The organism is Streptomyces sp. RPT161 (assembly GCF_027533845.1).
GTDB classification, from domain to species: Bacteria; Actinomycetota; Actinomycetes; order Streptomycetales; family Streptomycetaceae; genus Streptantibioticus_A; species Streptantibioticus_A silvisoli_A.
Genome location: NZ_JAPZVN010000002.1, coordinates 638,068 through 662,211 on the forward strand (window position 1 = coordinate 638,068; position 24,144 = coordinate 662,211).

The 24,144-nt window shown below is 69.5% G+C and carries 21 protein-coding genes and 1 pseudogene; 18 read left to right on the top strand and 4 right to left on the bottom strand.

Features of this window, described 5'->3' with window-relative positions:
- Positions 1–104: 104 nt before the first annotated feature.
- Positions 105–473, top strand: a complete 369-nt coding sequence (locus tag O5O46_RS07490) for a tetratricopeptide repeat protein (protein WP_269854446.1) — start codon at positions 105–107, stop codon at positions 471–473.
- Between the two features lie 156 nt (positions 474–629).
- Positions 630–1,361, top strand: a complete 732-nt coding sequence (locus O5O46_RS07495) for a DUF7873 family protein (protein WP_269854447.1) — start codon at positions 630–632, stop codon at positions 1,359–1,361.
- 381 nt (positions 1,362–1,742) lie between these two features.
- Here the strand turns inward: O5O46_RS07495 and O5O46_RS07500 are convergent.
- A pseudogene (locus tag O5O46_RS07500) lies at positions 1,743–2,286 on the bottom strand (methylated-DNA--[protein]-cysteine S-methyltransferase).
- A gap of 126 nt (positions 2,287–2,412) precedes the next feature.
- Between O5O46_RS07500 and uvrB the strand changes: the two are divergent.
- The 3 genes from uvrB to O5O46_RS07515 all read left to right on the top strand — a co-directional run bounded on the left by uvrB (position 2,413) and on the right by O5O46_RS07515 (position 6,701).
- Positions 2,413–4,512: an excinuclease ABC subunit UvrB gene (gene uvrB, locus O5O46_RS07505; RefSeq protein ID WP_269854448.1), complete on the top strand. Its 2,100-nt coding sequence runs from the start codon at positions 2,413–2,415 to the stop codon at positions 4,510–4,512.
- Between the two features lie 112 nt (positions 4,513–4,624).
- A complete protein-coding gene (locus O5O46_RS07510) occupies positions 4,625–5,584 on the top strand; it encodes a TerC family protein (RefSeq protein WP_269854449.1) in 960 nt (319 codons plus the stop codon).
- 91 nt (positions 5,585–5,675) lie between these two features.
- Positions 5,676–6,701, top strand: coding sequence for a cytochrome c oxidase assembly protein (locus O5O46_RS07515; protein ID WP_269854450.1), 1,026 nt, complete (start codon positions 5,676–5,678; stop codon positions 6,699–6,701).
- Between the two features lie 46 nt (positions 6,702–6,747).
- On the opposite strand, the gene O5O46_RS07520 is transcribed toward O5O46_RS07515, so the two are convergent.
- Both O5O46_RS07520 and O5O46_RS07525 read right to left on the bottom strand, forming a co-directional pair.
- Positions 6,748–7,404, bottom strand: coding sequence for an MBL fold metallo-hydrolase (locus tag O5O46_RS07520; protein WP_269854451.1), 657 nt, complete (start codon positions 7,402–7,404; stop codon positions 6,748–6,750).
- A gap of 4 nt (positions 7,405–7,408) precedes the next feature.
- Positions 7,409–8,140: a maleylpyruvate isomerase family mycothiol-dependent enzyme gene (locus O5O46_RS07525; RefSeq protein ID WP_269854452.1), complete on the bottom strand. Its 732-nt coding sequence runs from the start codon at positions 8,138–8,140 to the stop codon at positions 7,409–7,411.
- A gap of 287 nt (positions 8,141–8,427) precedes the next feature.
- Between O5O46_RS07525 and uvrA the strand changes: the two genes are divergently transcribed.
- Positions 8,428–11,502 carry an excinuclease ABC subunit UvrA gene (uvrA, locus tag O5O46_RS07530; RefSeq protein ID WP_269854453.1) on the top strand — a complete coding sequence of 1,025 codons (3,075 nt, stop codon included), beginning with the start codon at positions 8,428–8,430 and terminating at the stop codon, positions 11,500–11,502.
- Between the two features lie 121 nt (positions 11,503–11,623).
- Positions 11,624–12,031 carry a Rieske (2Fe-2S) protein gene (locus tag O5O46_RS07535; RefSeq protein WP_269854454.1) on the top strand — a complete coding sequence of 136 codons (408 nt, stop codon included), beginning with the start codon at positions 11,624–11,626 and terminating at the stop codon, positions 12,029–12,031.
- Positions 12,032–12,194: 163 nt separating this feature from the next.
- Here the strand turns inward: O5O46_RS07535 and O5O46_RS07540 are convergent, their stop codons facing one another.
- On the bottom strand, positions 12,195–13,085 hold the full coding sequence (locus tag O5O46_RS07540) for a hypothetical protein (RefSeq protein ID WP_269854455.1): 891 nt from the start codon (positions 13,083–13,085) through the stop codon (positions 12,195–12,197).
- 370 nt (positions 13,086–13,455) lie between these two features.
- Between O5O46_RS07540 and O5O46_RS07545 the strand changes: the two genes are divergently transcribed.
- From O5O46_RS07545 to O5O46_RS07595, 11 genes are all read left to right on the top strand, one after another.
- Positions 13,456–14,061, top strand: coding sequence for a papain-like cysteine protease family protein (locus O5O46_RS07545; protein WP_269854456.1), 606 nt, complete (start codon positions 13,456–13,458; stop codon positions 14,059–14,061).
- Positions 14,062–14,065: 4 nt separating this feature from the next.
- Positions 14,066–14,872, top strand: coding sequence for a hypothetical protein (locus O5O46_RS07550; RefSeq protein WP_269854457.1), 807 nt, complete (start codon positions 14,066–14,068; stop codon positions 14,870–14,872).
- Between the two features lie 95 nt (positions 14,873–14,967).
- On the top strand, positions 14,968–17,013 hold the full coding sequence (gene uvrC / locus O5O46_RS07555) for an excinuclease ABC subunit UvrC (RefSeq protein ID WP_269854458.1): 2,046 nt from the start codon (positions 14,968–14,970) through the stop codon (positions 17,011–17,013).
- Positions 17,010–17,951: an RNase adapter RapZ gene (gene rapZ, locus O5O46_RS07560; RefSeq protein WP_255930981.1), complete on the top strand. Its 942-nt coding sequence runs from the start codon at positions 17,010–17,012 to the stop codon at positions 17,949–17,951. The genes uvrC and rapZ overlap by 4 nt, the downstream gene beginning before the upstream one ends.
- Complete coding sequence (locus O5O46_RS07565) at positions 17,948–18,961, top strand: gluconeogenesis factor YvcK family protein (protein WP_391858385.1); 1,014 nt, start codon at positions 17,948–17,950, stop codon at positions 18,959–18,961. Before rapZ ends, O5O46_RS07565 begins: the two co-directional genes overlap by 4 nt.
- The gene (gene whiA, locus O5O46_RS07570; RefSeq protein WP_109450922.1) at positions 18,952–19,929 is read left to right on the top strand and encodes a DNA-binding protein WhiA; all 978 of its coding nucleotides are present in this window, start codon (positions 18,952–18,954) and stop codon (positions 19,927–19,929) included. Before O5O46_RS07565 ends, whiA begins: the two co-directional genes overlap by 10 nt.
- A 213-nt stretch (positions 19,930–20,142) precedes the next feature.
- Positions 20,143–21,147 (top strand): type I glyceraldehyde-3-phosphate dehydrogenase, encoded by a 1,005-nt coding sequence (gene gap, locus O5O46_RS07575; RefSeq protein ID WP_269854459.1) that lies wholly within the window; start codon positions 20,143–20,145, stop codon positions 21,145–21,147.
- Positions 21,148–21,229: 82 nt separating this feature from the next.
- Positions 21,230–22,432, top strand: a complete 1,203-nt coding sequence (locus O5O46_RS07580) for a phosphoglycerate kinase (RefSeq protein WP_269854460.1) — start codon at positions 21,230–21,232, stop codon at positions 22,430–22,432.
- 2 nt (positions 22,433–22,434) lie between these two features.
- Entirely contained in the window at positions 22,435–23,220 is a 786-nt protein-coding gene (gene tpiA / locus O5O46_RS07585) for a triose-phosphate isomerase (protein ID WP_269854461.1), read from the top strand.
- Between the two features lie 105 nt (positions 23,221–23,325).
- Positions 23,326–23,562: a preprotein translocase subunit SecG gene (gene secG, locus O5O46_RS07590; protein ID WP_255930986.1), complete on the top strand. Its 237-nt coding sequence runs from the start codon at positions 23,326–23,328 to the stop codon at positions 23,560–23,562.
- 243 nt (positions 23,563–23,805) lie between these two features.
- Positions 23,806–24,141, top strand: a complete 336-nt coding sequence (locus tag O5O46_RS07595; protein ID WP_109450932.1) for an RNA polymerase-binding protein RbpA — start codon at positions 23,806–23,808, stop codon at positions 24,139–24,141.
- Positions 24,142–24,144: the final 3 nt, after the last annotated feature.

Consider the following 24,144-nt stretch of genomic DNA (forward strand, 5'->3'; position numbering starts at 1 on the left):
GACGGGGCACCCGGTCACTGGCCGGGAATGCGGTTGTGCGAGTCGACGTTGGGTAGTCCTGGGACGGTGGACGGCAGTCGGCCGCGCCCTGGAAGGAGGCGGACGTGCCCGAGCGCACCCCGGAGACCAACGTCATCGACTTCCGCGCCGCGGAGCAACTGCTCGCCGCCCGCGATCCGCGCGGCGCGGTGAAGTTGCTGGACGCCGTGATCGCCGCCCACCCGGAGAGCATCTCCGCCCGGCTGCTACGCGCCCGCGCCTACTTCATGGCCGCCCAACTGCGCTCCGCCGAAGCGGACTTCCAGATGGTCCTGGAACGCGAGCCGACCAACGCCTACGCCCACTTCGCACTGGCCCGCACCCTGCAACGCGCCAACCGGCACGACCAGGCGAAACGCCACTTCCGCCTGGCCGCCGCCCTCGACCCGAGGCCGGAGTACGTGGAGGCGGCGGGATTCGACGGGGACGGCTGAGCGGGCGGCGGCCACCGCACGACGGCGCCCGTCCGGTGCCTCGCCCCGTCGGCGACAGCCGCCCACGCCACGCCGCCGACCACGGGTGAAGCGCCTGGCCGCGCCTGGTGGTTAACCGTTCGAAGCGGCTCGGCCATGCCTGCTACCGTCCATGCCGTGGCGAAACTCAATCAGATCATCGCAGTGGAGAAGGGCGTCAAGGCCGGCTCCCACCAGGACCTGGCGGCCGCTCAGCACGGGCTGACCAAGCCCGCACTGCTCGCCGGGATATCCCGCACCTACCAGCCGAAGGACGAAGAGGGCGAGCAACTGCCGCCCGAGTCCACCCGGGTGCAGGTCAAGGCCGAGGACGTACTGCGGGACACCGCGACCACGCTGACCCGGCTGTTCGACATCACCGCCACCAAAGACTGGGCCAACTGCGCGGCGCGCGCCGACATCACGGTCGACGGCCAGGTACTGCTGCGCGAGGTGCCGGTGTCCTACCTGCTGTTCCTGGAGAAGCAGCTGGCAGAACTCGCCGTCTTCGTAAGGAAGTTGCCGGTGCTGGACGGCGCCGAGTCCTGGTCGCTCGACCCCTCCACCGACTGGTGGCGCACCGAGCCGGTGCGCACCGTGCGGACGAAGAAGGTGCCGCGCAACCACGTCAAGGCCGAGGCCACGGACAAGCACCCCGCGCAGGTCGAGGTGTACTACGAGGACGTGCCGGTCGGCTACTGGACCACCGTGAAGTTCTCCGGTGCGCTTCCGGCGCGGCGGGTCAACGAACTGCTGACCCGGCTGGAGAAGTTGCAGCAGGCCGTGAAGTTCGCCCGCGAGGAGGCGAACGGCGCCGAGGTCACCGACCAGCGCGTCGGCGACGCGGTATTCGGCTACCTCTTCGGGTAGCACCTCGTATACCGTGGTGAACTCCCCGACCGCCCATGGCGGTTGGGGTGCGCGAGGAGCGCAAGCTGAAGCTGAAGCTTGTCGTGACGGCGTGGCCCGGACTCTCAACCGGATCACGATCAATCTCAGACTCTCGCTCCAGACTCAGCATTCGCCGCCGATCGCCGAACCGACCGGGCCGGACCTGGTCGTCGGATGCCGGTTCAAGTCCGGCCCGCGCAGCCAACGATGCGTGGTAGTTCAAAGGCAGAACACGACGACATCAGACTGATCCGTGCCCTCAACCGGTTCGGCGTGTCCAACACGGCGGCATTCCCAGGGCTCGGGGGCAGGCTACGCCCCCGAGTCCGCTCCCGCCCCGCCGGCCCGCCCGGCGGCCGTTCAGAACAGCGGTTCCGGCAGCACGCCCTCCAGCGCCAGCAGCGTCCGCTTGATCTCCAGGCCGCCGCCGAAGCCGCCGATCCCGCCGCCGCTCTCCACCACGCGGTGGCACGGCACGACCACCGGAAGCGGATTGGCGCCCATCGCCATGCCGACCGCCCGGGCGGCACCCGGCTCGCCCACCCGGTCGGCCAGCGTCTGGTAGCCGACCACCGTGCCGTACGGGACGCCCTCGGCGAGTTCGTGCAGCACCCGGCGGTTGAACCCGGTGCACAGCGACCAGTCCAGCGCCACGGCGAACTCCCGCAGCGCCCCCGAGAAGTAGCTGTCCAGCTCGCGTATCGCCTGGCCCAGATGCCCGGACCGGTCGCGGACCGGCTCGGTGCCGAAACGGGCGGCGAGCCGGGCCACGGCGTCCCGCGCCGTGCGCTCCCCGGGCCCGGAAGACGACGTTGACCAGGCCGTCCGGCGTCGCGGCGAGCAGCAGCGGCCCGATCGGTGTGTCCTGTACGGACCAGCTCACGGTCCGGTTCGATTCCGTCACGCGCCCAGCGTAGGACCGGGCACTGACAGCCGGACCCCGCGTTGACTCCCGTCACTTCAGCCCCACCGGCATCAGAACGAGTGGCTTGGGCGGCCCATTGTCAGTGGGGGGTCGTACGGTGAATCCATGCGGCCCGTTTCTGAGATCGAACGCAAGGTGGCGCCCTTCGAGGTCGTCAGCCCCTACCAGCCCAGCGGGGACCAGCCAGCGGCCATCGCCGAGCTGGACCGGCGGATCCGCGCGGGTGAGAAGGATGTCGTGCTGCTCGGCGCCACCGGCACCGGCAAGTCGGCGACCACCGCGTGGATGATCGAGAAGCTCCAGCGGCCGACCCTGGTCATGGCGCCGAACAAGACGCTCGCCGCCCAGCTCGCCAACGAGTTCCGCGAGCTGCTGCCCAATAACGCGGTCGAGTACTTCGTCTCCTACTACGACTACTACCAGCCGGAGGCGTACGTCCCGCAGACGGACACCTACATCGAGAAGGACTCCTCGATCAACGAGGAGGTCGAGCGGCTGCGCCACTCCACCACGAACTCGCTGCTCACCCGGCGCGACGTGGTGGTGGTCGCCTCCGTCTCCTGCATCTACGGCCTGGGCACCCCGCAGGAGTACGTGGACCGGATGGTGCCGCTGCGGGTCGGCGAGGAGATCGACCGCGACCAGCTGCTGCGCCGCTTCGTGGACATCCAGTACACGCGCAACGACATGGCGTTCACCCGGGGCACCTTCCGGGTGCGCGGCGACACCATCGAGATCTTCCCGGTCTACGAGCAACTCGCCGTGCGCGTCGAGATGTTCGGCGACGAGATCGAGGCGCTGTCCACCCTCCACCCGCTGACCGGCGAGGTCATCACCGACGACCAGGAGCTGTACGTCTTCCCCGCCACGCACTACGTGGCGGGGCCGGAGCGCATGGAACGGGCGATCGCCGGGATCGAGCAGGAGCTGGAAGGCACCCTCGCCACCATGGAGAAGCAGGGCAAGCTGCTGGAGGCCCAGCGGCTGCGGATGCGCACCACGTACGACATCGAGATGATGCGGCAGATCGGCACCTGCTCCGGCATCGAGAACTACTCGCGGCACATCGACGGCCGTGAGCCCGGCTCCGCGCCCAACACCCTCCTCGACTACTTCCCCGAGGACTTCCTGCTGGTCATCGACGAGTCGCATGTCACCGTGCCGCAGATCGGCGCGATGTACGAGGGCGACGCGTCCCGCAAGCGCACCCTCATCGAGCACGGGTTCCGGTTGCCTTCCGCGCTGGACAACCGGCCGCTGAAGTGGGAGGAGTTCCTGGAGCGGATCGGGCAGACCGTCTATCTGTCCGCCACCCCGGGGCCGTACGAGCTCTCCCGCTCCGAGGGCGTCGTGGAGCAGATCATCCGCCCCACCGGCCTGGTCGACCCCGAGGTCATCGTCAAGCCCACCGAGGGCCAGATCGACGACCTCGTCCACGAGATCCGGGTGCGCGCGGAGAAGGACGAGCGCGTGCTGGTCACCACCCTCACCAAGAAGATGGCCGAGGACCTCACCGACTACATGCTGGAGCTCGGCATCCAGGTGCGGTACCTGCACAGCGACATCGACACGCTGCGCCGCGTCGAGCTGCTGCGCGAGCTGCGGGCGGGCGAGTTCGACGTACTGGTCGGCATCAACCTGCTCCGTGAGGGCCTGGACCTTCCCGAGGTCTCCCTGGTGGCGATCCTCGACGCGGACAAGGAGGGGTTCCTGCGTTCGGGCACGTCGCTGATCCAGACCATCGGCCGCGCGGCGCGCAATGTCTCCGGTCAGGTCCATATGTACGCGGACAAGATCACCCCGGGTATGGAGCGGGCGATCGAGGAGACAAACCGGCGCCGCGAGAAGCAGATGGCGTACAACAAGGAGAGGGGGATCGATCCGCAGCCGCTGCGCAAGAAGATCGCGGGCATCCTCGACTCGTTCGCCCGCGAGGACGCGGACACCGAGGAACTGCTGGGCTCCGGCCGGCAGCGGTCCCGCGGCAAGTCCCCGGTGCCGGGGCTGTCGGCGAAGGCGGGCGAGAAGCGCGCCGGGAAGAAGGCCCTGCCCGCCGAGGAACTCGCCGATCTCATCGGCGAGCTGACCGAGCAGATGCGCACCGCCGCGGCCGACCTGCAGTTCGAGGTGGCGGCCCGGCTCCGTGACGAGGTCGGCGAGCTGAAGAAGGAGCTGCGGCAGATGAGGGAGGCCGGAGTGGCCTGACGGCCTCCCGATACGCCGGTCATGTGGCCTGACGGGCTCCCGACACGCCACATGACCTGCACATTTGGTCTTTGCTTTACCTGTACTTGGTGATTCCTGTACCGTTCCGGGGATGGACGTCTCTCTCGCCCTGTGGGCCGCGACCATCCTCGGACTGTGCGCCCTGATCGCGGTCGACTTCTTCGTCGGCCGCAAACCCCACGACGTCTCGATCAAGGAAGCCGCGATCTGGACCGTCGTGTGGATCGTGCTCGCCGCCCTCTTCGGGCTCGGGCTGCTGGTCTTCAGGGGCGGACAGCCAGCCGGAGAGTTCTTCGCGGGCTTCATCACCGAGAAGTCACTCAGCGTCGACAACCTCTTCGTCTTCGTCCTGATCATGGCGAAGTTCGCCGTGCCCAGCAGGTACCAGCAACGCGTACTGCTCATCGGCGTACTGATCGCCCTGGTGCTGCGCGCCGCGTTCATCGCCGCGGGCGCCGCCGTCATCGCGAGCTTCTCCTGGGTCTTCTACATCTTCGGCGCCTTCCTCATCTGGACCGCGTGGAAGCTGATCCAGGAAGCCAGGGCCGACAAGCCCGACGAGGAGTACGAGGAGAACAAGCTCCTCAAGGCCGTCGAGAAGCGGGTGCCGTCCACCGACACCTACCACGGCACCAGACTCCTCGTCGTCCAGAACGGCAGACGGCTGATGACACCGATGCTCATCGTCGTCCTGGCGATCGGCAGCGCCGACATCCTGTTCGCCCTCGACTCCATCCCCGCCATCTTCGGCCTCACCCAGGACCCGTACATCGTCTTCACCGCCAACGCCTTCGCCCTGATGGGACTGCGCCAGCTGTACTTCCTCATCGGCGGCCTGCTCAAGCGGCTGGTGCACCTGTCCTACGGGCTGTCCGTCATCCTCGGATTCATCGGCGTCAAGCTGGTGCTGCACGCCCTGCACGAGTCCGGTGTACCGGCACCCGAGATCTCCATCCCGATCTCGCTCGGCGTGATCGTCGCCGTCCTCGCCCTGACCACCGCCACCAGCCTGCTGGCCTCGAAGAGGAACGCCACCAGCGCCCATCCGTAGGGTCGCCTACGGCCCGGCGCCACCCAGCGTCTAACGTGGATGCGGCAATCGAGCCGAATCAGGCATCCCAGAAGAGGGCAGGTGGGCGCCGGTGAGCACATTGGCGGTGGAGAGTCTGCCGGAACTGACGGTCTCCCGCTTCCTGAGCACCTGGGAACTCGACCCGGCGGCGCTCGCGTTCGTCGTGCTGCTCGGCGCGCTGTACGCGGCCGCGCTGGTACGGCTGCGCGGCCGCGGCGAACACTGGCCACCGGCCCGTACGCTCGCCTTCGCGGCCATGGGCCTCGGCATGATCGTCTTCGCCACGATGTCCGCCCTCATGGTGTACAGCAGGGTGCTGTTCTGGCCCGCCGCGGTGCAGAACATCGTGCTCGACCTGATCGCTCCGCTCGGCCTCGCCCTCGGCGACCCGCTGGCACTCGCCGGACGGGCACTGTCCGACCCGGCCCGACGGCGACTGGACGCCGTGATGGCCAGCAAGGTGGTGCGGCTGCTCACCTTCCCGTTCGTCAGCACGGTCCTGGTGCTCGCCTCCGAGCTGTCCATCTACTTCACACCGTACTTCCAGACCGCGCTGCGCGACGACGGCGTACGCCAGCTGATGCACCTGCAACTGCTGCTCACCGGCTGCCTGTTCGTACTGCCGATGCTCACCCGGCAGGAGATGCTGCCCCGCTGGTGCACCCACCCGGTGCGGGCGGTGCTGGTGTTCCTTGACGGGCTGTTCGACTCGATCCCCGGCATCGTGGTCATGCTGAGCGGCACCCTGGTGGCCGGTCACTGGTACGCCGCCCACCCCCGCGACTGGGGCCCCACTCTGCAACGGGACCAGCAGATCGGCGGCGGGCTGATGCTCACCATCGCCGAACTGGTCGGACTGCCGTTCCTGATCGCCGTGTTCGCCGAGTGGTGGCGCGCCGAACGCGCGAAGACCGCGGAGCTGGACGCCCGCCTGGACCGCGAACTGGTCACCGTCCCGGCCGCGGTGGCCCCCACACCTGCCACCCCCGCGGCCGCCCCTGCGCCTGCGGCCGCCCCCGAGATGGTCCGCCCCTGGTGGGAAACCGAGGGCGGCGAGGTGGCCGAACGCGTCCGCCGCAACACGGGCCGCCGGTAGGCTCGCGCCTGCCGACGGCCCCTCTTCCAGCGGGGTTGGCAGCCCGCTACCAACCCCGCTCGCGCCACTCCGCGAGGTGCGGCCGCTCCGCGCCCAGGGTGGTGTCGGCGCCGTGGCCCGGATAGACCCAGGTCTCGTCGGGAAGCTCGCCGAACAGCTTCGCCTCGACGTCGTCGATCAGCCTGGCGAACGCCTGCGGATCGTCGTGGGTGTTGCCCACGCCACCTGGGAACAGGCAGTCACCGGTGAAGACATGGGGGTGGCCATGCGGGTCGTCGTAGACCAGCGCGATGCTGCCCGGCGTGTGGCCCACCAGATGGCGCGCGGTGAGCCCGACCCGCCCCACCCGCACGGTGTCACCGTCCTCCACCAGCACATCGGTCGGAACCGGAATGCCTTCGGCGTCATAGCGCCCGGCGTACGTACGCGCCCCGGTCGCGTCCACGACCTCACGCAGCGCGCCCCAGTGGTCGCCGTGCCGGTGCGTGGTGACCACGGACGCGATGCCGCCGTCGCCGATCATGGACAGCAGGGTGTGCGGCTCGGCGGCGGCGTCGATCAGCAACTGCTCATCGGTCGCACGGCAGCGCAACAGATAGGCGTTGTTGTCCATCGGACCCACGGCGACCTTGGAGATTATGAGGTCGGTGAGCTCGTGCACGTCGGGCGGACCGCCGACCTTTACTGCTCCGGTGTATGACATGGCGTCACCCTAGCGGTGGGAGTGTGGGCAGGGGCACGTCGGGATCGCGGCTCAGCTCCTCTCCGCCGCCGCGACCGCTGACCCAGGCGAGCAGGGCGCGGGTGGTACCGCTGACGGTGAGGTCGGGGCTTTCGGCCGCGCCGATGTCCCAGGTCTCGCCGGTCTCGGTGTCATGTAGCCGGACCGCGGCGATCCCCTCACGACCAGAGAGCCGGTCGATGATCGAGGCGACCTCACGGGCGGCGAAGTCGTCTGGCAGGTCGACGCAGGAGCGGCCGATGCCGAGGTCCACATGGTGCAGATGGATCTCGGCGAGACGTTTCGCCGGAATCTCGGCGGCCGGAAGGACCCCGCCGTGCCGGGTGCGGACCTGGGCCGCCCACGCCTGCGGCGGCATCGCCGCCACGGCCTGGTCGAACCGCTCGGCGCTCTGCCGCAGGTCGTCCAGCTGCTCGGGCAGCGGCCGCTTGGCGCCCTCCTCGATGTCCTTGTCCCGCGCCTCCTCGCTGGCGTACATCGGTGTCTCCTCGCCCGTTCGCGCCCAGGTCAGCAGATTGACCAGGGCGTCGGCGTTGCGGGCGAGATGGGCCAGCACATGGCCGCGGGACCAGCCGGGGAGCAGCGAGGGCTCGGCGACGGCTGACGGGTCGAGCGCCGAAACCGCCTCGATGAGCTGCTGCGTGGCTTCGCGCGTGGCGGCCGCATCGCTGACGGGATCAGGTCGTTGGACGGTCAAGGAGGCCTCCCGCTCGTCGGCTCTGGCTCTGCGATCTTCGTCGCCCTCTGCCGATCTTCAACGTCCGATCCGCGCGGAACGATCCCGATCAGGTACGACGCTAGCGCGGCTCACTCGGTCGAGTGAACGTGGCACGAGGCGGCCGTAATTCGAATGCGCGTGCTATAAGCTCGATGGAAGCACGTAGATGACAGACTCGAAGAATTCGACAGGAAGAACGGAAGGCGCCCCGGCTACGCTGATCGGGGGGTGCTGCCCCTCCGTTTCTACGAAAGGTACGGACCGGCGTGGCCGATCGACTCACTGTCCGCGGCGCTCGCGAGCACAACCTCAAGAACGTCTCACTGGACCTCCCGCGGGACTCGCTCATCGTCTTCACCGGGCTCTCCGGCTCCGGCAAGTCGTCCCTCGCGTTCGACACGATCTTCGCCGAGGGCCAGCGTCGCTACGTTGAGTCGCTCTCCTCCTACGCCCGGCAGTTCCTCGGACAGATGGACAAGCCCGACGTCGACTTCATCGAGGGCCTCTCGCCGGCCGTCTCGATCGACCAGAAGTCCACCTCGCGCAACCCGCGCTCGACCGTGGGCACCATCACCGAGGTCTACGACTACCTGCGGCTGCTGTTCGCCCGCATCGGCAGGCCGCACTGCCCGGAGTGCCGCCGCCCGATCTCCCGGCAGTCCCCGCAGGCCATCGTCGACCGGGTGCTGGAGCTGGAGGAGGGCAGCCGCTTCCAGGTCCTCTCCCCGCTGGTCCGGGAGCGCAAGGGCGAGTACGTCGACCTCTTCGCCGACCTGCAGAGCAAGGGCTACAGCAGGGCCCGGGTGGACGGTAAGACGATTCAGCTCACCGATCCGCCCAAGCTCAAGAAGCAGGAGAAGCACACCATCGAGGTGGTGGTGGACCGCCTCACCGTCAAGGAGAGCGCCAAGCGGCGGCTGACCGACTCGGTGGAGACCGCGCTCGGCCTGTCCGGCGGCATGGTGATCCTCGACTTCGTGGACCTGCCGGAGGGCGACCCGCAGCGTGAGCGGATGTTCTCAGAGCACCTCTACTGCCCGTACGACGACCTGTCCTTCGAGGAACTGGAGCCCCGCTCCTTCTCCTTCAACTCGCCCTTCGGCGCCTGCCCCGACTGCACCGGCATCGGCACCCGCATGGAGGTCGACCCCGAGCTGATCGTCCCCGACGAGGAGAAGTCCCTCGACGAGGGAGCGCTCGCCCCCTGGTCGCTCGGCCACACCAAGGACTACTTCGCCCGGCTCGTCGGCGCACTAGCCGACGAGCTCGGCTTCCGTACCGACATCCCCTGGGCCGGACTGCCGCAGCGCGCCAAGAAGGCACTGCTGCACGGACACAAGACCCAGATCGCGGTGCGCTACCGGAACCGGTACGGACGCGAGCGCTCCTACACCACGGCCTTCGAAGGCGTCATCCCGTTCGTCCGGCGGCGCCACTCCGAAGCCGAGACCGACTCCAGCCGGGAGCGCTTCGAGGGCTACATGCGCGAGGTGCCCTGCCCCACCTGCGACGGCACCCGACTCAAGCCGATCGTCCTGGCGGTCACCGTCGCCGACCGCTCCATCGCCGAGGTCTCGGCCATGTCGATCAGCGACTGCGCCGAGTTCCTGCGCTCACTCAAGCTCACCGCGCGAGAGAAGACCATCGCCGAGCGGGTGCTCAAGGAAGTCAACGAGCGGCTGCGGTTCCTGGTCGACGTCGGCCTGGACTACCTCTCGCTCAACCGCGCGGCGGGCACCCTCTCCGGCGGCGAGGCACAGCGCATCCGGCTGGCCACCCAGATCGGCTCCGGCCTGGTGGGCGTGCTGTACGTACTGGACGAGCCATCCATCGGCCTGCACCAGCGGGACAACCACCGACTGATCGAGACCCTGGTGCGGCTGCGCGACCTGGGCAACACCCTCATCGTGGTCGAACACGACGAGGACACCATCCGCACCTCCGACTGGGTCGTCGACATCGGCCCCGGCGCGGGCGAGCACGGCGGCAAGGTCGTGCACTCCGGATCGCTGGACAAGCTGCTCGTCAACAAGGAGTCGCTGACCGGCCAGTACCTCGCCGGCAAGCGGGAGATCGCCACACCGGACGTCCGTCGACCCGTCGACCCCAAGCGGAAGCTGACCGTACATGGCGCGCGGGAGAACAACCTGCGCGACATCTCGGTGTCGTTCCCGCTCGGTGTGTTCACCGCCGTGACCGGCGTCTCCGGATCCGGCAAGTCCACGCTGGTCAACGACATCCTGTACACCTACCTGGCACGGGAGTTGAACGGTGCCCGCGCGGTTCCGGGCCGCCACACCCGGGTCGACGGCGACGACCTGGTCGACAAGGTGGTCCACGTCGACCAGTCGCCCATCGGCCGGACCCCGCGCTCCAACCCCGCCACCTACACCGGCGTCTTCGACCACATCCGCAAGCTGTTCGCGGAGACGATGGAGGCCAAGGTCCGCGGCTACCTGCCGGGACGCTTCTCCTTCAACGTCAAGGGCGGCCGCTGCGAGAACTGCTCCGGCGACGGCACCATCAAGATCGAGATGAACTTCCTCCCGGACGTCTACGTCCCGTGCGAGGTCTGCCACGGCGCCCGCTACAACCGCGAGACGCTGGAGGTGCACTACAAGGGCAAGTCCATCGCCGAGGTGCTGGACATGCCGATCGAGGAGGCACTGGAGTTCTTCGAGGCGGTGCCCGCCATCGCCCGACACCTGCGCACCCTGCACGACGTGGGCCTGGGGTACGTACGGCTCGGGCAGAGCGCGCCCACGCTCTCCGGCGGTGAGGCGCAGCGGGTCAAGCTCGCCAGCGAACTGCAGAAGCGCTCCACCGGGCGCACGGTATACGTACTGGACGAGCCCACCACCGGTCTGCACTTCGAGGACATCAGCAAGCTGATCAAGGTGCTGTCCGGACTGGTCGAGAAGGGCAACTCGGTCATCGTCATCGAGCACAACCTCGATGTGATCAAGACCGCTGACTGGGTGGTCGACATGGGCCCCGAAGGCGGCAGCGGCGGCGGCCTGGTGGTCGCCGAGGGCACCCCCGAGCAGGTCGCCAGCGTGCCGTCCAGCCACACCGGCAAGTTCCTCCGGGAGATCCTGGGCGACCGGGTCAGCGACAGCTCCCCGCAGTCCGGGTCCGGTACCAGGCGGCGCGCGTCGTCGGCGGGCGAGGGTTCCAGTACCCCGAAGAACGCCAAGCGGGTCAAGAGCGCGACCGCGGCCAAGACCACGGGAGCCGCGAAGACCGCGAGCGCGGCCAAGAAGACGGCTGCCGGGCGGGCCGTGGCCACCGCGACCAAGAAGGTGCCCGCGCCGCGCAAGCGCACCGGCGGCAAGGGCTGACCGGTAGCTCATATCGGCGGGGCGTAGGGTACGACTCGCTGACGCGGCGCGTTCCGCCCGTCAGCGAGTACGTGCGCACACTGCCGCGCGCGTCCTGGTAACGAGCGCGGAGAGCTTCACCATGACTGAACAGCCCACCTGCCGCCGCACCCTGCTCCAGGGCGCAGCCCTCGCCGGAGTGGCTGGTCTCGGCCTTACCGCCTGCTCCGGCGGCGGTACGTCGTCGTCGGCGCCGACCTCGCCCACCGAGCTGGGGGCGGCCGACCAGATCCCGGTTGGCGGCGCCAAGCTGTTTCGCGACGACAAGGTTGTCGTCGCACAGCCGTCCAAGGGGACGTACAAGGGGTTCAGCGCGGTCTGTACGCACGCGGGCTGCGTGGTGGACAACGTCGAGGGCACGGTCATCTCCTGCCCCTGCCATGGCAGCCGCTTCAACGCCCTGACGGGCGCGGTCGAGCAGGGGCCAGCGGCCTCGCCGCTGCCGGAGGTGGCGGTGCGAGTGCAGGGAGGCAAGCTCGTCGCTGGGTAGGGGTTTCCCTCACACCCAGCCGTTTGGCCTTCGCCGTTTGAGTCATTGCGCACGGTGGGCTGCGGCTGCATGGGTTGGGGGCCGTCCCCCCCTCGCCCCCCACCCCCCACCCCCACCGTGCGCAGTGGCGCTCATGCGGTTTCCGGGGCTGGGGGTGCGCGCCTCAATCCCAGTCCCATGTGATGCCAAGCACGCCTGCGCGGACCTCGGGTTCCACCAGGTGCACCGTCCTGTGTGCGTTGAGCGTCAGCTCGACCAGCCCGGTGCGGGCGGCACCCGGAGATGTGCGGGTGAAGCGGCGGCAGCGGACCGGCAGTGCTTCGCGGGCGAAGGCGATCTGCAGGACGTAGTCGCCGCCGCCGTAGGTGAAGCCCCGGACGTACTCGTCGGACGGTGCTCCGGTGCCGTCTTCGAAGCGGTAGCCGAGTACCGCGGTGTCGCCGGTGCGCAGCCGGGCGTCGAAGAGGAGTTCCGCGACGACCACCCCCGAGTCGGCGTGCCGACGGACCCTGCCCACACGGCAGTTGTCGACCGCGGTGACCCGTATTCGCTCCACGTCGCACCCCGGGTCGCCCTGGTGGATGGTGAGGTAGCGGTCGACGCCGTCGCGGTGGGCGCGTACCACGTGGTGCGAGTCGCGGAACAGCAGTTCGCGGTGGGCGCCGATGTGTACCCGCTCGTAGTGGACGACGGTGTGCAGCCCGCCGTCCGCGGGGGCCTCCAGGCCCGCGAGCAGGGCTTCGAGTGCCGAGGCCGGTGCAAGTACGGTGCGGTAGGGGCGGGCGACCGGCTGTTCGGCGGTGCGCGGCCCCAGCAGTCTGGTCAGGGCGTGCGCGGGTAGCTCCAGTACCTCTTCGAGTGCGGTGACGGCACGCAGCGACTCGGGCCGGTCGGGTCGCCGGATGCCGCGCTGCCAGTAGCTGAGGCTGGTGACTCCGACCCTTATGCCGCGTTGGGCGAGCCGGTGCTGGACCCGGTTGAGGGCCAGCCCGCGGGCGGCGAGGGCGGTGCGCAGTGCGACCGGGAAGGGCCCGGTGCGCAGCGCCTCGGCCAAGTCGGCTTCCAGGCGGCTGGTTTGGCGCGCTCCGGGCTGTGCCGCATTGCCCTTCGGATTCACTTGTTGTAAGCCTTGCTGTGCTGCCATGGTGTCTTCCCCGCGTCTGGTGAAAACCGTTGTCACAGGCGGCCATTGCCGCGCTGGTCGATGTGACGTGATGTGAACGTTTACTTGCGGACGCGCGGAACCGGTATCCGCGTCCCGGGTAACAGCTGTTATCGGCGGTGGTGTTCACAAAGTACGGCTGGCGTTCACATCCCAGCCACCCCTGTGGATAACTTCGTTGACCTGAACCCGACAACTGCCTGATGCTCTGTCCCAGCGTCCGGACGCGCTCCTCCATCAGCCCCTGACAGCGAGGAACGCCATGTTCAAAACCCCCCACCCCAGGCCGCGTGGCCAAGGTCGCAGACGCCTCGCGGCGGCGGCCCTGGCGCTGGCCGCGGTGCTGACCGCGAGCGTCGCGACAGCCAGCGGCGCCAGCGCGGCCAGCGGTTCGAAGCAGCTGAACATCACCATGCAGGCGCAGCAGCAGAGCAACTGGTGCTGGGCGGCCAGCGGCAACACCATCGCCACCTGGTTCGGCCGCGACTACACCCAGAACCAGTTCTGTGACGCGGCCTTCAACGAGCCGCAGGGCACCCAGTGCGGCAACTGGCAGGCGGCGCTGGACGATGTGCAGAACGCCCTGAACTGGATGGGCATCAACTCCGGTTCGTATGTGACCGGTTATCTGCGCTACAGCACCGTGCAGAGCGAAATCAACGCCAACCGCCCGATCGAGACCCGTATCGAGTGGAGTTCCGGTGGCGGGCACATGCACGTGCTGTACGGCTACGACACCTCCAACAACTGGGTGTACTGGGGAGACCCGTGGCCGTCCAACTACCGCTACAACTGGGCGGATTACAACTACTACGTGGGCAACGACTCGTTCACGTGGACCCATTCGCTCTACGGGATCGGAGCGTGACGCCGTGAACCCGATCCGTACCTGCGCCGCGGGCGTGCTGGCGGCCACCGCGCTGACCCTTGGTGCCGCCTCGGTGGCGCACGCCGACCCCCCGTCCGCCCCTGCCCCGTTCACCGCCGCGCAGACCGCCCAGGCGCGCGCCGCGGCGGACGCCCCGGCCTCCCTCGCCACGCTCTCACGGTTCTTCGACCGCGACGGCAAGCACCCGGCGGCGGCGTCCGAACCGCACCTGGCGGGGCCGACCGTCACCGTGTTCACCCTCGACCCCGGATTCGTCGCCGGACGCGCGGGCGCACCGGTGGCCGACCCGGACTTCCTCGCCAGCAAGGCTGTCTCAGCCGACGGCCAGGTCGCCTCCCTGTGGACGGTGCGCACGGCCTCCGGCTGGAAGGTGGTCAACATCGCCACCGGCGGTGACGAGGTCGACTACGTCACCAAGGCACACGGAGCCGGCACGGTGTTCCGTGAGCCGCAGATCGACGCGTGGTACGTGCTGCGCGCGGGCCGGGTGCTGCCGCTGGACGCCGAGGCGCGGCACGCGGTGGGCGCGGGCGGTGCCACTCTCGCCGACTACCAGCGGCTGGTGCACCGCGAGTACGGCGACAAACTGCCGGGCTCCGCCTATGACCGCGAGGGCAAGGCCGGTGGCTATGGCGGCCGGGCCGCGCCGACGGCGCCGGTGCGTGAACGGGCCGCCGCCACCGGCACGTCGGCCGCCACGGCCGGTACCGCCGCCGCGGCGGGCGCCCTGCTGGCCGGGGCCGCGGCCCTCGCCGTCCGCAGGCTGCGCCGTTCCCGCCGCACCGTCTGACCGCACGAAGCCCGAACCGTGCGTTCCGGCCCCGGAGGCGCCCCCACGCGCCGCCGGGGCCGGGATTGTCGGTGGCCGCCAGTAGGGTTGACCTCATGGCCGACCCCTCCAGCTACCGCCCGCAGCCGGGACAGATCCCGGACTCTCCCGGGGTGTACAAGTTCCGGGACGAGCACGGTCGTGTGATCTACGTGGGCAAGGCCAAGAGCCTGCGGCAGCGGCTCTCCTCGTACTTCCAGGACCTCGCTGGTCTGCACCCGCGCACCCGCACCATGGTGACCACGGCCGCCTCGGTGGAGTGGACCGTGGTCACCACCGAGGTCGAGGCGCTGCAGCTGGAGTACTCCTGGATCAAGGAGTTCGACCCGCGGTTCAACGTCAAGTACCGCGACGACAAGAGCTATCCGTCGCTCGCCGTCACGATGGGCGAGGAATTCCCGCGCGTTCAGGTGATGCGCGGTCCGAAGCGCAGGGGCGTACGGTACTTCGGGCCGTACGCGCACGCGTGGGCGATCCGGGAGACCGTCGACCTGCTGCTGCGGGTCTTCCCCGTACGCACCTGTTCCGCCGGGGTGTTCAGGCGCTCGCAGCAGATCGGCCGCCCCTGTCTGCTCGGTTACATCGGCAAGTGCTCCGCACCCTGCGTGGGTCGGGTGACCGCCGAGGAGCACCGTGAACTGGCCGAGGAGTTCTGCGACTTCATGGCCGGGCGTACCGGCACCTATCTGCGCCGCCTGGAGCGGCGGATGCAGGACGCGGCGGCCGAGATGGAGTACGAGAAGGCGGCCAGGCTGCGCGATGACATCGAGGCGCTCAAGCGCGCGATGGAGAAGAACGCGGTGGTGCTGGCCGACGCCACCGACGCCGATGTGATCGCGGTCGCCGAGGACGACCTGGAAGCCGCCGTCCAGATCTTCCACGTCCGCGCCGGGCGGGTGCGCGGTCAGCGCGGCTGGGTCACCGACAAGGTGGAGGCCGTCGACACCGCCGGGCTGGTCGAGCACGCGCTCCAGCAGCTGTACGGCGAGGAGAGCGGCGACGCGGTGCCCAAGGAGGTGCTGGTCCCGGCGCTGCCGGAGCCCGTCGAGCCGCTGGCGCAGTGGCTGACCGGGCGCCGCGGGTCCAACGTCAGCCTGCGGGTGCCGCAGCGCGGCGACAAGAGGGACCTGATGGCCACCGTGCAGCGCAACGCCCAGCAGGCGCTGGCGCTGCACAAGACCAAGCGGGCCTCCGACCTGACCACCCGCTCGCGCGCCCTGGAGGAGATCGCCGAGGCGCTGGACCTGGAGTCGGCGCCGCTGCGCATCGAGTGCTTCGACATCTCGCACCTGCACGGCGAGGACGTGGTGGCGTCCATGGTCGTCTTCGAGGACGGGCTCGCCCGTAAGAGTGAGTACCGCCGCTTCCAGATCAAGACGTTCCAGGGCCAGGACGACGTACGGGCCATGCACGAGGTGGTTTCCCGGCGGTTCCGCCGCTATCTGCGGGAGATGCAGAAGGCGGGGGAGTGGCAGGAGCAGGACGCCGCCGACGCCCGTGAGGACGCCGAGGGGCCGGTGGGCGGCCCGATCGACCCGGACACCGGTCGGCCGCGCAAGTTCGCCTACCCGCCGCAGTTGCTCGTGGTGGACGGCGGACAGCCGCAGGTCGCCGCAGCCCGCCGGGCGCTGGACGAACTGGGCATCGAGGACATCGCGGTCTGCGGCCTCGCCAAGCGCCTGGAGGAGGTGTGGCTGCCCGGCGAGGACGACCCGGTGATCCTGCCGCGCACCAGCGAGGGCCTGTACCTGTTGCAGCGGGTACGGGACGAGGCGCACCGTTTCGCCATCCGGTACCAGCGCGGCAAGCGCGGCAAGGCGATGAAGGCCGGTGCGCTGGACGCCGTCGCCGGGCTGGGGGAGGCCCGTAAGCAGGCGCTGCTGAAGCACTTCGGTTCGCTCAAGCGGCTGCGCGCCGCCACCGTTGACGAGATCTGTGAGGTACCGGGCATAGGACGCAAGACGGCGGAGGCCGTCGTCGCGGCGCTCGCCCAGGCTTCACCCGCTGTTCCCGCTGTCAACACCGCCACTGGAGAGATCATGGAAGACGAGCTGGCGGCCACGCAGGGGACCGCCCCGGCTGAACGGGGGCAGGAAAGATGAACCAGGTCAATCACAGCGATGACCACGACACGTACGGAGCACAGGTGACGACGGGCGGAGCGGGCGAAGCTGCCGAGGCCATCCCGGAACTGGTGATCATCTCGGGCATGTCCGGGGCGGGCCGCAGCACCGCGGCCAAGTGCCTGGAGGACCTCGGCTGGTTCGTGGTCGACAACCTGCCGCCCGCGCTGATCCCCACCATGGTCGACCTCGGCGCCCGGTCCCAGGGCAACGTGGCGCGGATCGCCGTGGTCGTGGACGTGCGCGGTCGCCGCTTCTTCGACAACCTGCGGGAGTCGCTCGCCGACCTGGACACCAAGAGCGTCAAGCGGCGGGTGCTGTTCCTTGAGGCGTCCGACGACGCGCTGGTGCGCCGCTTCGAGTCGGTCCGGCGCCCGCACCCGCTGCAGGGCGACGGCCGGATCGTGGACGGCATCGCGCAGGAGCGCGACCTGCTGCGCGAACTGCGCGGCGAGGCCGACCTGGTCATCGACACCTCCAGCCTCAACGTGCACGAGCTGCGCGCCAAGATGGACGCCCAGTTCGCCGGTGAGGAGGAGCCGGAGCTGCGGGCCACCGTGATGTCGTTCGGCTTCAAGTACGGGCTGCCGGTCGACGCCGACCTGGTGGTCGACTGCCGTTTCCTGCCCAACCCGCACTGGGTCCCGGAGCTGCGCCCGTTCACCGGCCTCAACGACGAGGTCGCCACCTATGTGTTCAACCAGCCCGGCGCCAAGGAGTTCCTGGACCGCTACGCGGAGCTGCTGCACATCATCGCCGCCGGATACCGGCGGGAGGGCAAGCGCTATGTGACCATCGCCGTCGGCTGCACGGGCGGCAAGCACCGCAGCGTCGCCATGTCGGAGCGGCTGGCCCGGCGGCTGTCCTCGGACGGGGTGGAGACCGTTGTGGTCCATCGCGACATGGGGCGCGAGTGATCACGTCCAGGGCCGCGAGGCGGCTGCGCCGCACCAGCCACCGCTTCGGCGCCACCCCCAAGGTGGTGGCGCTCGGCGGCGGCCACGGACTGTCCGCCTCACTCGCCGCACTGCGCCGCATCACCCAGGACCTGACCGCCGTGGTCACCGTCGCCGACGACGGCGGCTCCAGCGGCCGGCTCCGCGACGAACTGGGCGTACTGCCCCCCGGAGACCTGCGCAAGGCGCTGGCCGCGCTGTGCGGGGACGACGAGTGGGGGCGCACCTGGTCACGGGTGATCCAGCACAGGTTCACCAGTAAGGGTGAGATGCACGGGCACGCGGTCGGCAACCTGCTGATCGTCGCCCTGTGGGAGCAGCTGGGCGATCCGGTGGCCGCCCTGGAGTGGGTCGGCCGTCTGCTGGGCGCGCACGGCCGGGTGCTGCCGATGTCCGCGGTGCCGCTGGAACTCCAGGCCACCGTACGCGGCCACGATCCGGCCCAGCCCGATGTCACCAGCACGGTGCGCGGGCAGGCGACGGTCGCGCTCACCCCGGGCGAGGTGCAGGAGGTACGGGTGGTCCCGCAGGACCCGCCCGCGGTGCCGCAGGCCGTGCAGGCCGTGCTGGACGCGGACTGGGTGGTGCTCGGCCCCGGCTCGTGGTTCTCCTCGGTCATACCGCACCTGCTGGTGCCGGAGCTGGCCGAGGCCCTGATGCAGACCAGGGCGCGCCGGGTGCTGACCCTCAACCTGGCACCGCAGCCCGGAGAGACCGAAGGATTTTCTCCGCAGCGTCACTTGGAGGTTTTGGCCCGACACGCCCCTAAACTCACCATCGACGTGGTGCTGGCCGATGAGGCCGCCGTTCCCGACCGCGAAAGCCTTGACCAGGCCGCCGCGCGCCTGGGTGGCACGGTCGAGCTGGCCGCGGTCGCCGCCCCGGACGGGCCGCGGCACGACCCCGAGCAGCTGGCCGCCGCGTATGACCGGATTTTTCGGATGCATGGAAGGATCGGCCCATGGCGATGACGGCAGCGGTGAAGGACGAGATCTCCCGGCTACCCGTCACCCGTACCTGCTGCCGCAAGGCGGAGGTGTCGTCGATCCTGCGGTTCGCTGGCGGGCTCCATCTCGTCAGCGGTCGCATCGTGATCGAGGCGGAGCTGGACACCGGTATCGCGGCCCGGCGCCTGCGCAAGGACATCCTGGAGATCTTCGGTCACCCCTCCGACCTGGTGGTGATGGCACCAGGCGGGCTGCGCAGGGGCAGCCGCTATGTGGTGCGGGTGGTCGCCGGGGGTGACCAGCTGGCCCGGCAGACCGGTCTGGTGGACGGCAGGGGCCGCCCGATCCGCGGGCTGCCGCCGCAGGTGGTGTCCGGGGCCACCTGCGACGCGGAGGCCGCCTGGCGTGGCGCGTTCCTGGCACACGGGTCGTTGACCGAGCCCGGCCGCTCGTCCTCCCTCGAGGTGACCTGCCCCGGACCCGAGGCGGCGCTGGCCCTGGTCGGCGCGGCCCGGCGGCTCGGCATCCCGTCCAAGGCCCGCGAGGTGCGCGGCGTGGACCGCGTGGTGGTCCGGGACGGTGACGCGATCGGCGCGCTGTTGACCCGGCTCGGGGCGCACGAGTCGGTGCTGGCGTGGGAGGAGCGCCGGATGCGCCGCGAGGTGCGGGCCACCGCGAACCGGCTCGCCAACTTCGACGACGCCAACCTGCGCCGCTCTGCGCGGGCCGCGGTCGCCGCGGGGGCGCGGGTGCAGCGCGCCCTGGAGATCCTCGGTGACGAGGTACCGGAGCACCTGGCCGCCGCCGGGCGGCTGCGGATGGACCACAAGCAGGCGTCGCTTGAGGAACTGGGCTCGCTCGCCGACCCGCCGCTGACCAAGGACGCGGTCGCCGGACGCATCCGGCGGCTGCTCGCGATGGCCGACAAGCGCGCCGCGGACCTGGGGATTCCCGGCACCGAGTCCAACCTCACCGAGGAGATGGTCGGCTAACCGCCGCCGGGCGGGGGCGGGTTGTGCTCATGGGCGCTTCGCCCCAGACTCCGGTTGTGCCCACCCGCGTCGCCCCCCGGAACGACTGCCCACAAACCGGGGCGTGCTCGATGTCACCCGGGACACCTGGGCGAGGTAGGGTCGTGGGTGGTCGGGGACATCCATTCGGCGCAGCCGGATTGTATTCCGGTACATAAACGAGGAGATCGGTTCGTGACGATCCGCGTAGGCATCAACGGCTTTGGCCGCATCGGTCGTAACTTCTTCCGCGCCGCTCTTGAGCAGGGTGCGGACTTCGAGATCGTCGGTGTCAACGACCTGACCGACAATGCGACCCTGGTGCACCTGCTCAAGTACGACACCATCCTGGGCCGCCTCAAGCACGACGTCAGCCACACCGACGACACCATCACCGTCGGCGGCCAGACCTTCAAGACGATGGCCGAGCGCGACCCGGCGAACCTGCCGTGGGGCGAGCTGGGCGCGGACATCGTGATCGAGTCCACCGGCATCTTCACCAAGCGTGAGGACGCCGCCAAGCACCTCGCCGCCGGCGCCAAGAAGGTCATCATCTCGGCCCCGGCCAAGGACGAGGACATCACCATCGTCATGGGCGTCAACAACGACAAGTACGACGCCGCCAACCACCACGTCATCTCCAACGCCTCCTGCACCACCAACTGCGTGGCGCCGATGGCCAAGGTGCTGCTGGAGAACTTCGGCATCGTCAAGGGCCTGATGACCACGGTCCACGCCTACACCAACGACCAGCGCATCCTGGACTTCCCGCACAAGGACCTGCGCCGCGCCCGGGCCGCCGCCGAGAACATCATCCCGACCACCACGGGTGCCGCGAAGGCCACCGCCCTGGTCATCCCGGAGCTGAAGGGCAAGCTGGACGGCATCGCCATGCGCGTCCCGGTCCCCACCGGCTCCGTCACCGACCTGGTCATCGAGCTGGAGCGCGAGGTCACCAAGGACGAGGTCAACGCCGCGTTCCAGAAGGCCGCCCAGGGCCAGCTCAAGGGCATCCTGGACTACACCGAGGACCCGATCGTCTCCTCGGACATCGTCAACTGGCCCGCCTCCTGCACCTTCGACTCCTCCCTGACCATGGTCCAGGGCAAGAGCGTCAAGGTCGTCGGCTGGTACGACAACGAGTGGGGCTACTCCAACCGTCTGGTGGACCTGACCGCCTTCGTCGGCGGCCAGCTCTGACCCCCGCACAGATGTGACGGACGGGGCCCGGACGACGCGCATGTCGTACGGGCCCCGTCCCACGACCTAGGAGCCCTTCACCATGAAGACGATCGACGACCTTGAGGTCGCCGGGCGGCGGGTGTTCGTCCGCGCCGACCTCAACGTCCCGCTGGACGGTGACCAGATCACCGACGACGGCCGCATCCGGGCCGCCGTGCCGACCATCACCAAGCTCGCCGAGCGCGGCGCGAAGGTGATCGTCGCCTCCCACCTCGGCCGCCCCAAGGGCGCGCCGGACCCGCAGTACTCGCTCGCTCCGGTCGCCAGGCGGCTCGGTGAACTCCTCGGCAGGCAGGTCGCGTTCGCGACCGACACCGTGGGTGACAGCGCGAAGGCCACCGTCGCCGCCCTGGCCGACGGCGAGGTCACGCTGCTGGAGAACCTGCGCTTCAACGCGGGCGAGACCAGCAAGGACGACAGCGAACGCGGCGCGTTCGCCGACGAGTTGGCGGCCCTCGCCGACCTCTACGTCGGCGACGGCTTCGGCGCCGTGCACCGCAAGCACGCCTCGGTCTACGACCTGCCGAAGCGCCTGCCGCACGCCGCGGGCGACCTGATCGCCACCGAACTCGGGGTGCTGAAGAAGCTCACCGAGGACGTGCGCCGCCCGTACGTGGTGGTGCTCGGCGGTGCCAAGGTCTCCGACAAGCTCGCTGTCATCGACCAGTTGCTGGCCAAGGCGGACCGGCTGCTGATCGGCGGCGGCATGGCGTACACCTTCCTCAAGGCCAAGGGCTACGAGGTGGGCAAGAGCCTGCTGCAGGAGGACCAGATCCCGGCCGTCAACGAGTACCTGGCGCGCGCCGAGAAGAACGGCGTCGAACTGGTGCTGCCGGTCGACGTGTTGGCCGCGGACGACTTCCCCGACCTGAAGACCAAGGCCCCGGCCGAGTACGTCACGGTCGACGCCGACCAGATCCCCTCCGACAAGGAGGGCCTGGACATCGGCCCGAAGACCCGCGAGCTGTTCGCTTCGAAGATCGCGGACGCCGCGACGGTGTTCTGGAACGGCCCGATGGGTGTCTTCGAGCACCCCGACTACGCCGGGGGCACGAGGGCCGTCGCCCAGGCCCTGGCGGACAGCGACGGCTTCACCGTCATCGGCGGTGGCGACTCGGCCGCCGCCGTGCGCACCCTGGGCTTCGACGAGAACGCCTTCGGCCACATCTCGACCGGTGGCGGCGCCAGCCTCGAATACCTCGAAGGCAAGACGCTGCCCGGCCTCGCCGCACTGGAGGACTGACCTTGAGCACCCGCACGCCGCTGATGGCGGGCAACTGGAAGATGAACCTCAACCACCTCGAGGCCATCGCCCACGTCCAGAAGCTCGCCTTCGCCCTCACCGACAAGGACTACGAGGCCGTCGAGGTCGCGGTCCTGCCGCCGTTCACCGACCTGCGGTCGGTGCAGACGCTGGTCGACGGTGACAAGCTGAAGATCAAGTACGGTGCGCAGGACCTGTCCGCGCACGATGCGGGCGCGTACACCGGGGAGATCTCCGGTTCCATGCTCGCCAAGCTCAAGTGCACCTTCGTGGTCATCGGCCACAGCGAGCGCCGCCAGTACCACCGCGAGGACGACGCGCTGGTCAACGCCAAGGTGAAGGCCGCCTACCGGCACGAGCTGACCCCGATCCTGTGCGTGGGCGAGGGCCTGGAAGTCCGCAAGGCGGGCAACCAGGTCGCGCACACCCTCGCCCAGGTCGACGGCGCCCTGAAGGACATCCCGGCCGACCAGGCGCGCAGCATCGTCATCGCCTACGAGCCGGTGTGGGCGATCGGTACCGGCGAGGTCGCCACCCCCGAGGACGCGCAGGAGGTCTGCGGGGCGATCCGCGGCCGACTGGCCGAGCTGTACGGCCAGGAGGTGGCCGACGAGGTGCGCATCCAGTACGGCGGCTCGGTGAAGTCCGGCAACATCGCCGCGATCATGGCGCAGCCCGACGTGGACGGCGCGCTGGTCGGCGGTGCCTCGCTGGACGCCGAGGAGTTCGTCAAGATCGTCCGCTTCGGTGACCAGGCAGTAGGCTGACGCACTCGCCACGAAGTACCCTGTCGGGGACTGGGTCGGCAGCTCGCCGCCCGGTCCCCGAACCCTTCTACATCGAACTACGTCCCCGAGAGAGTTGGTCCAGCCGTGGTCATCGGGTTCTCCATCGCCCTCATCATCTTCAGCCTGCTGCTGATGCTGCTGGTCCTGATGCACAAGGGCAAGGGCGGCGGCCTCTCCGACATGTTCGGTGGCGGTATGCAGTCCTCTGTCGGCGGTTCCTCGGTGGCCGAGCGCAACCTCGACCGGATCACCGTCATCGTCGGCCTGCTGTGGTTCGCCTGCATCGTGGGGCTCGGCCTGGTGCTCAAACTCCAGCACTGACGGCTCCGGCACTGAGAGCCCGGTACCGCGCCGCACGCTCCAGTACCGGGCGGTGGTTCACGGACACAGTACCCAGATCGCCCCAATCCCGTTCGTTCGGGCATAACTGACGCCTCGTCGCCCCAGCGGCTTATCATGGAACGACGTCCGCGGGTCCAGGTGCGGTTCCCCACTGTGGTGGGGGTGAGCCGGTCCCCGTAAGCTGGACGACCTCGCAGCACCATCACGCAGGGAGTTACGACCGTGGCAAGTGGCAACGCGATCCGTGGTAGTCGGGTCGGAGCGGGGCCGATGGGGGAGGCAGAGCGCGGTGAGTCCGCGCCGCGTCTTCGCATCTCCTTCTGGTGCTCGAACGGGCACGAGACCCAGCCGAGCTTCGCCAGCGACGCGCAGATCCCGGACACCTGGGACTGCCCCCGCTGCGGCTTCCCGGCCGGGCAGGACGAGAACAACCCGCCGGACCCGCCGCGTACCGAGCCGTACAAGACCCACCTGGCCTATGTACGGGAGCGGCGCAGCGACGCGGACGGTGAGGCGATCCTCGCCGAGGCGCTCGCGAAGCTCCGCGGCGAGATCTGAACA

Excerpts from the sequence above, each read along its gene's own strand:
- uvrB (WP_269854448.1), top strand. The coding sequence starts at position 2,413 with ATGCGGCCCGTTTCTGAGATCGAACGCAAGGTGGCGCCCTTCGAGGTC.
- O5O46_RS07510 (WP_269854449.1), top strand. The coding sequence starts at position 4,625 with ATGGACGTCTCTCTCGCCCTGTGGGCCGCGACCATCCTCGGACTGTGC.
- O5O46_RS07520 (WP_269854451.1), bottom strand. The coding sequence starts at position 7,404 with ATGTCATACACCGGAGCAGTAAAGGTCGGCGGTCCGCCCGACGTGCAC.
- O5O46_RS07535 (WP_269854454.1), top strand. The coding sequence starts at position 11,624 with ATGACTGAACAGCCCACCTGCCGCCGCACCCTGCTCCAGGGCGCAGCC.
- O5O46_RS07545 (WP_269854456.1), top strand. The coding sequence starts at position 13,456 with ATGTTCAAAACCCCCCACCCCAGGCCGCGTGGCCAAGGTCGCAGACGC.
- uvrC (WP_269854458.1), top strand. The coding sequence starts at position 14,968 with ATGGCCGACCCCTCCAGCTACCGCCCGCAGCCGGGACAGATCCCGGAC.
- rapZ (WP_255930981.1), top strand. The coding sequence starts at position 17,010 with ATGAACCAGGTCAATCACAGCGATGACCACGACACGTACGGAGCACAG.
- whiA (WP_109450922.1), top strand. The coding sequence starts at position 18,952 with ATGGCGATGACGGCAGCGGTGAAGGACGAGATCTCCCGGCTACCCGTC.
- O5O46_RS07580 (WP_269854460.1), top strand. The coding sequence starts at position 21,230 with ATGAAGACGATCGACGACCTTGAGGTCGCCGGGCGGCGGGTGTTCGTC.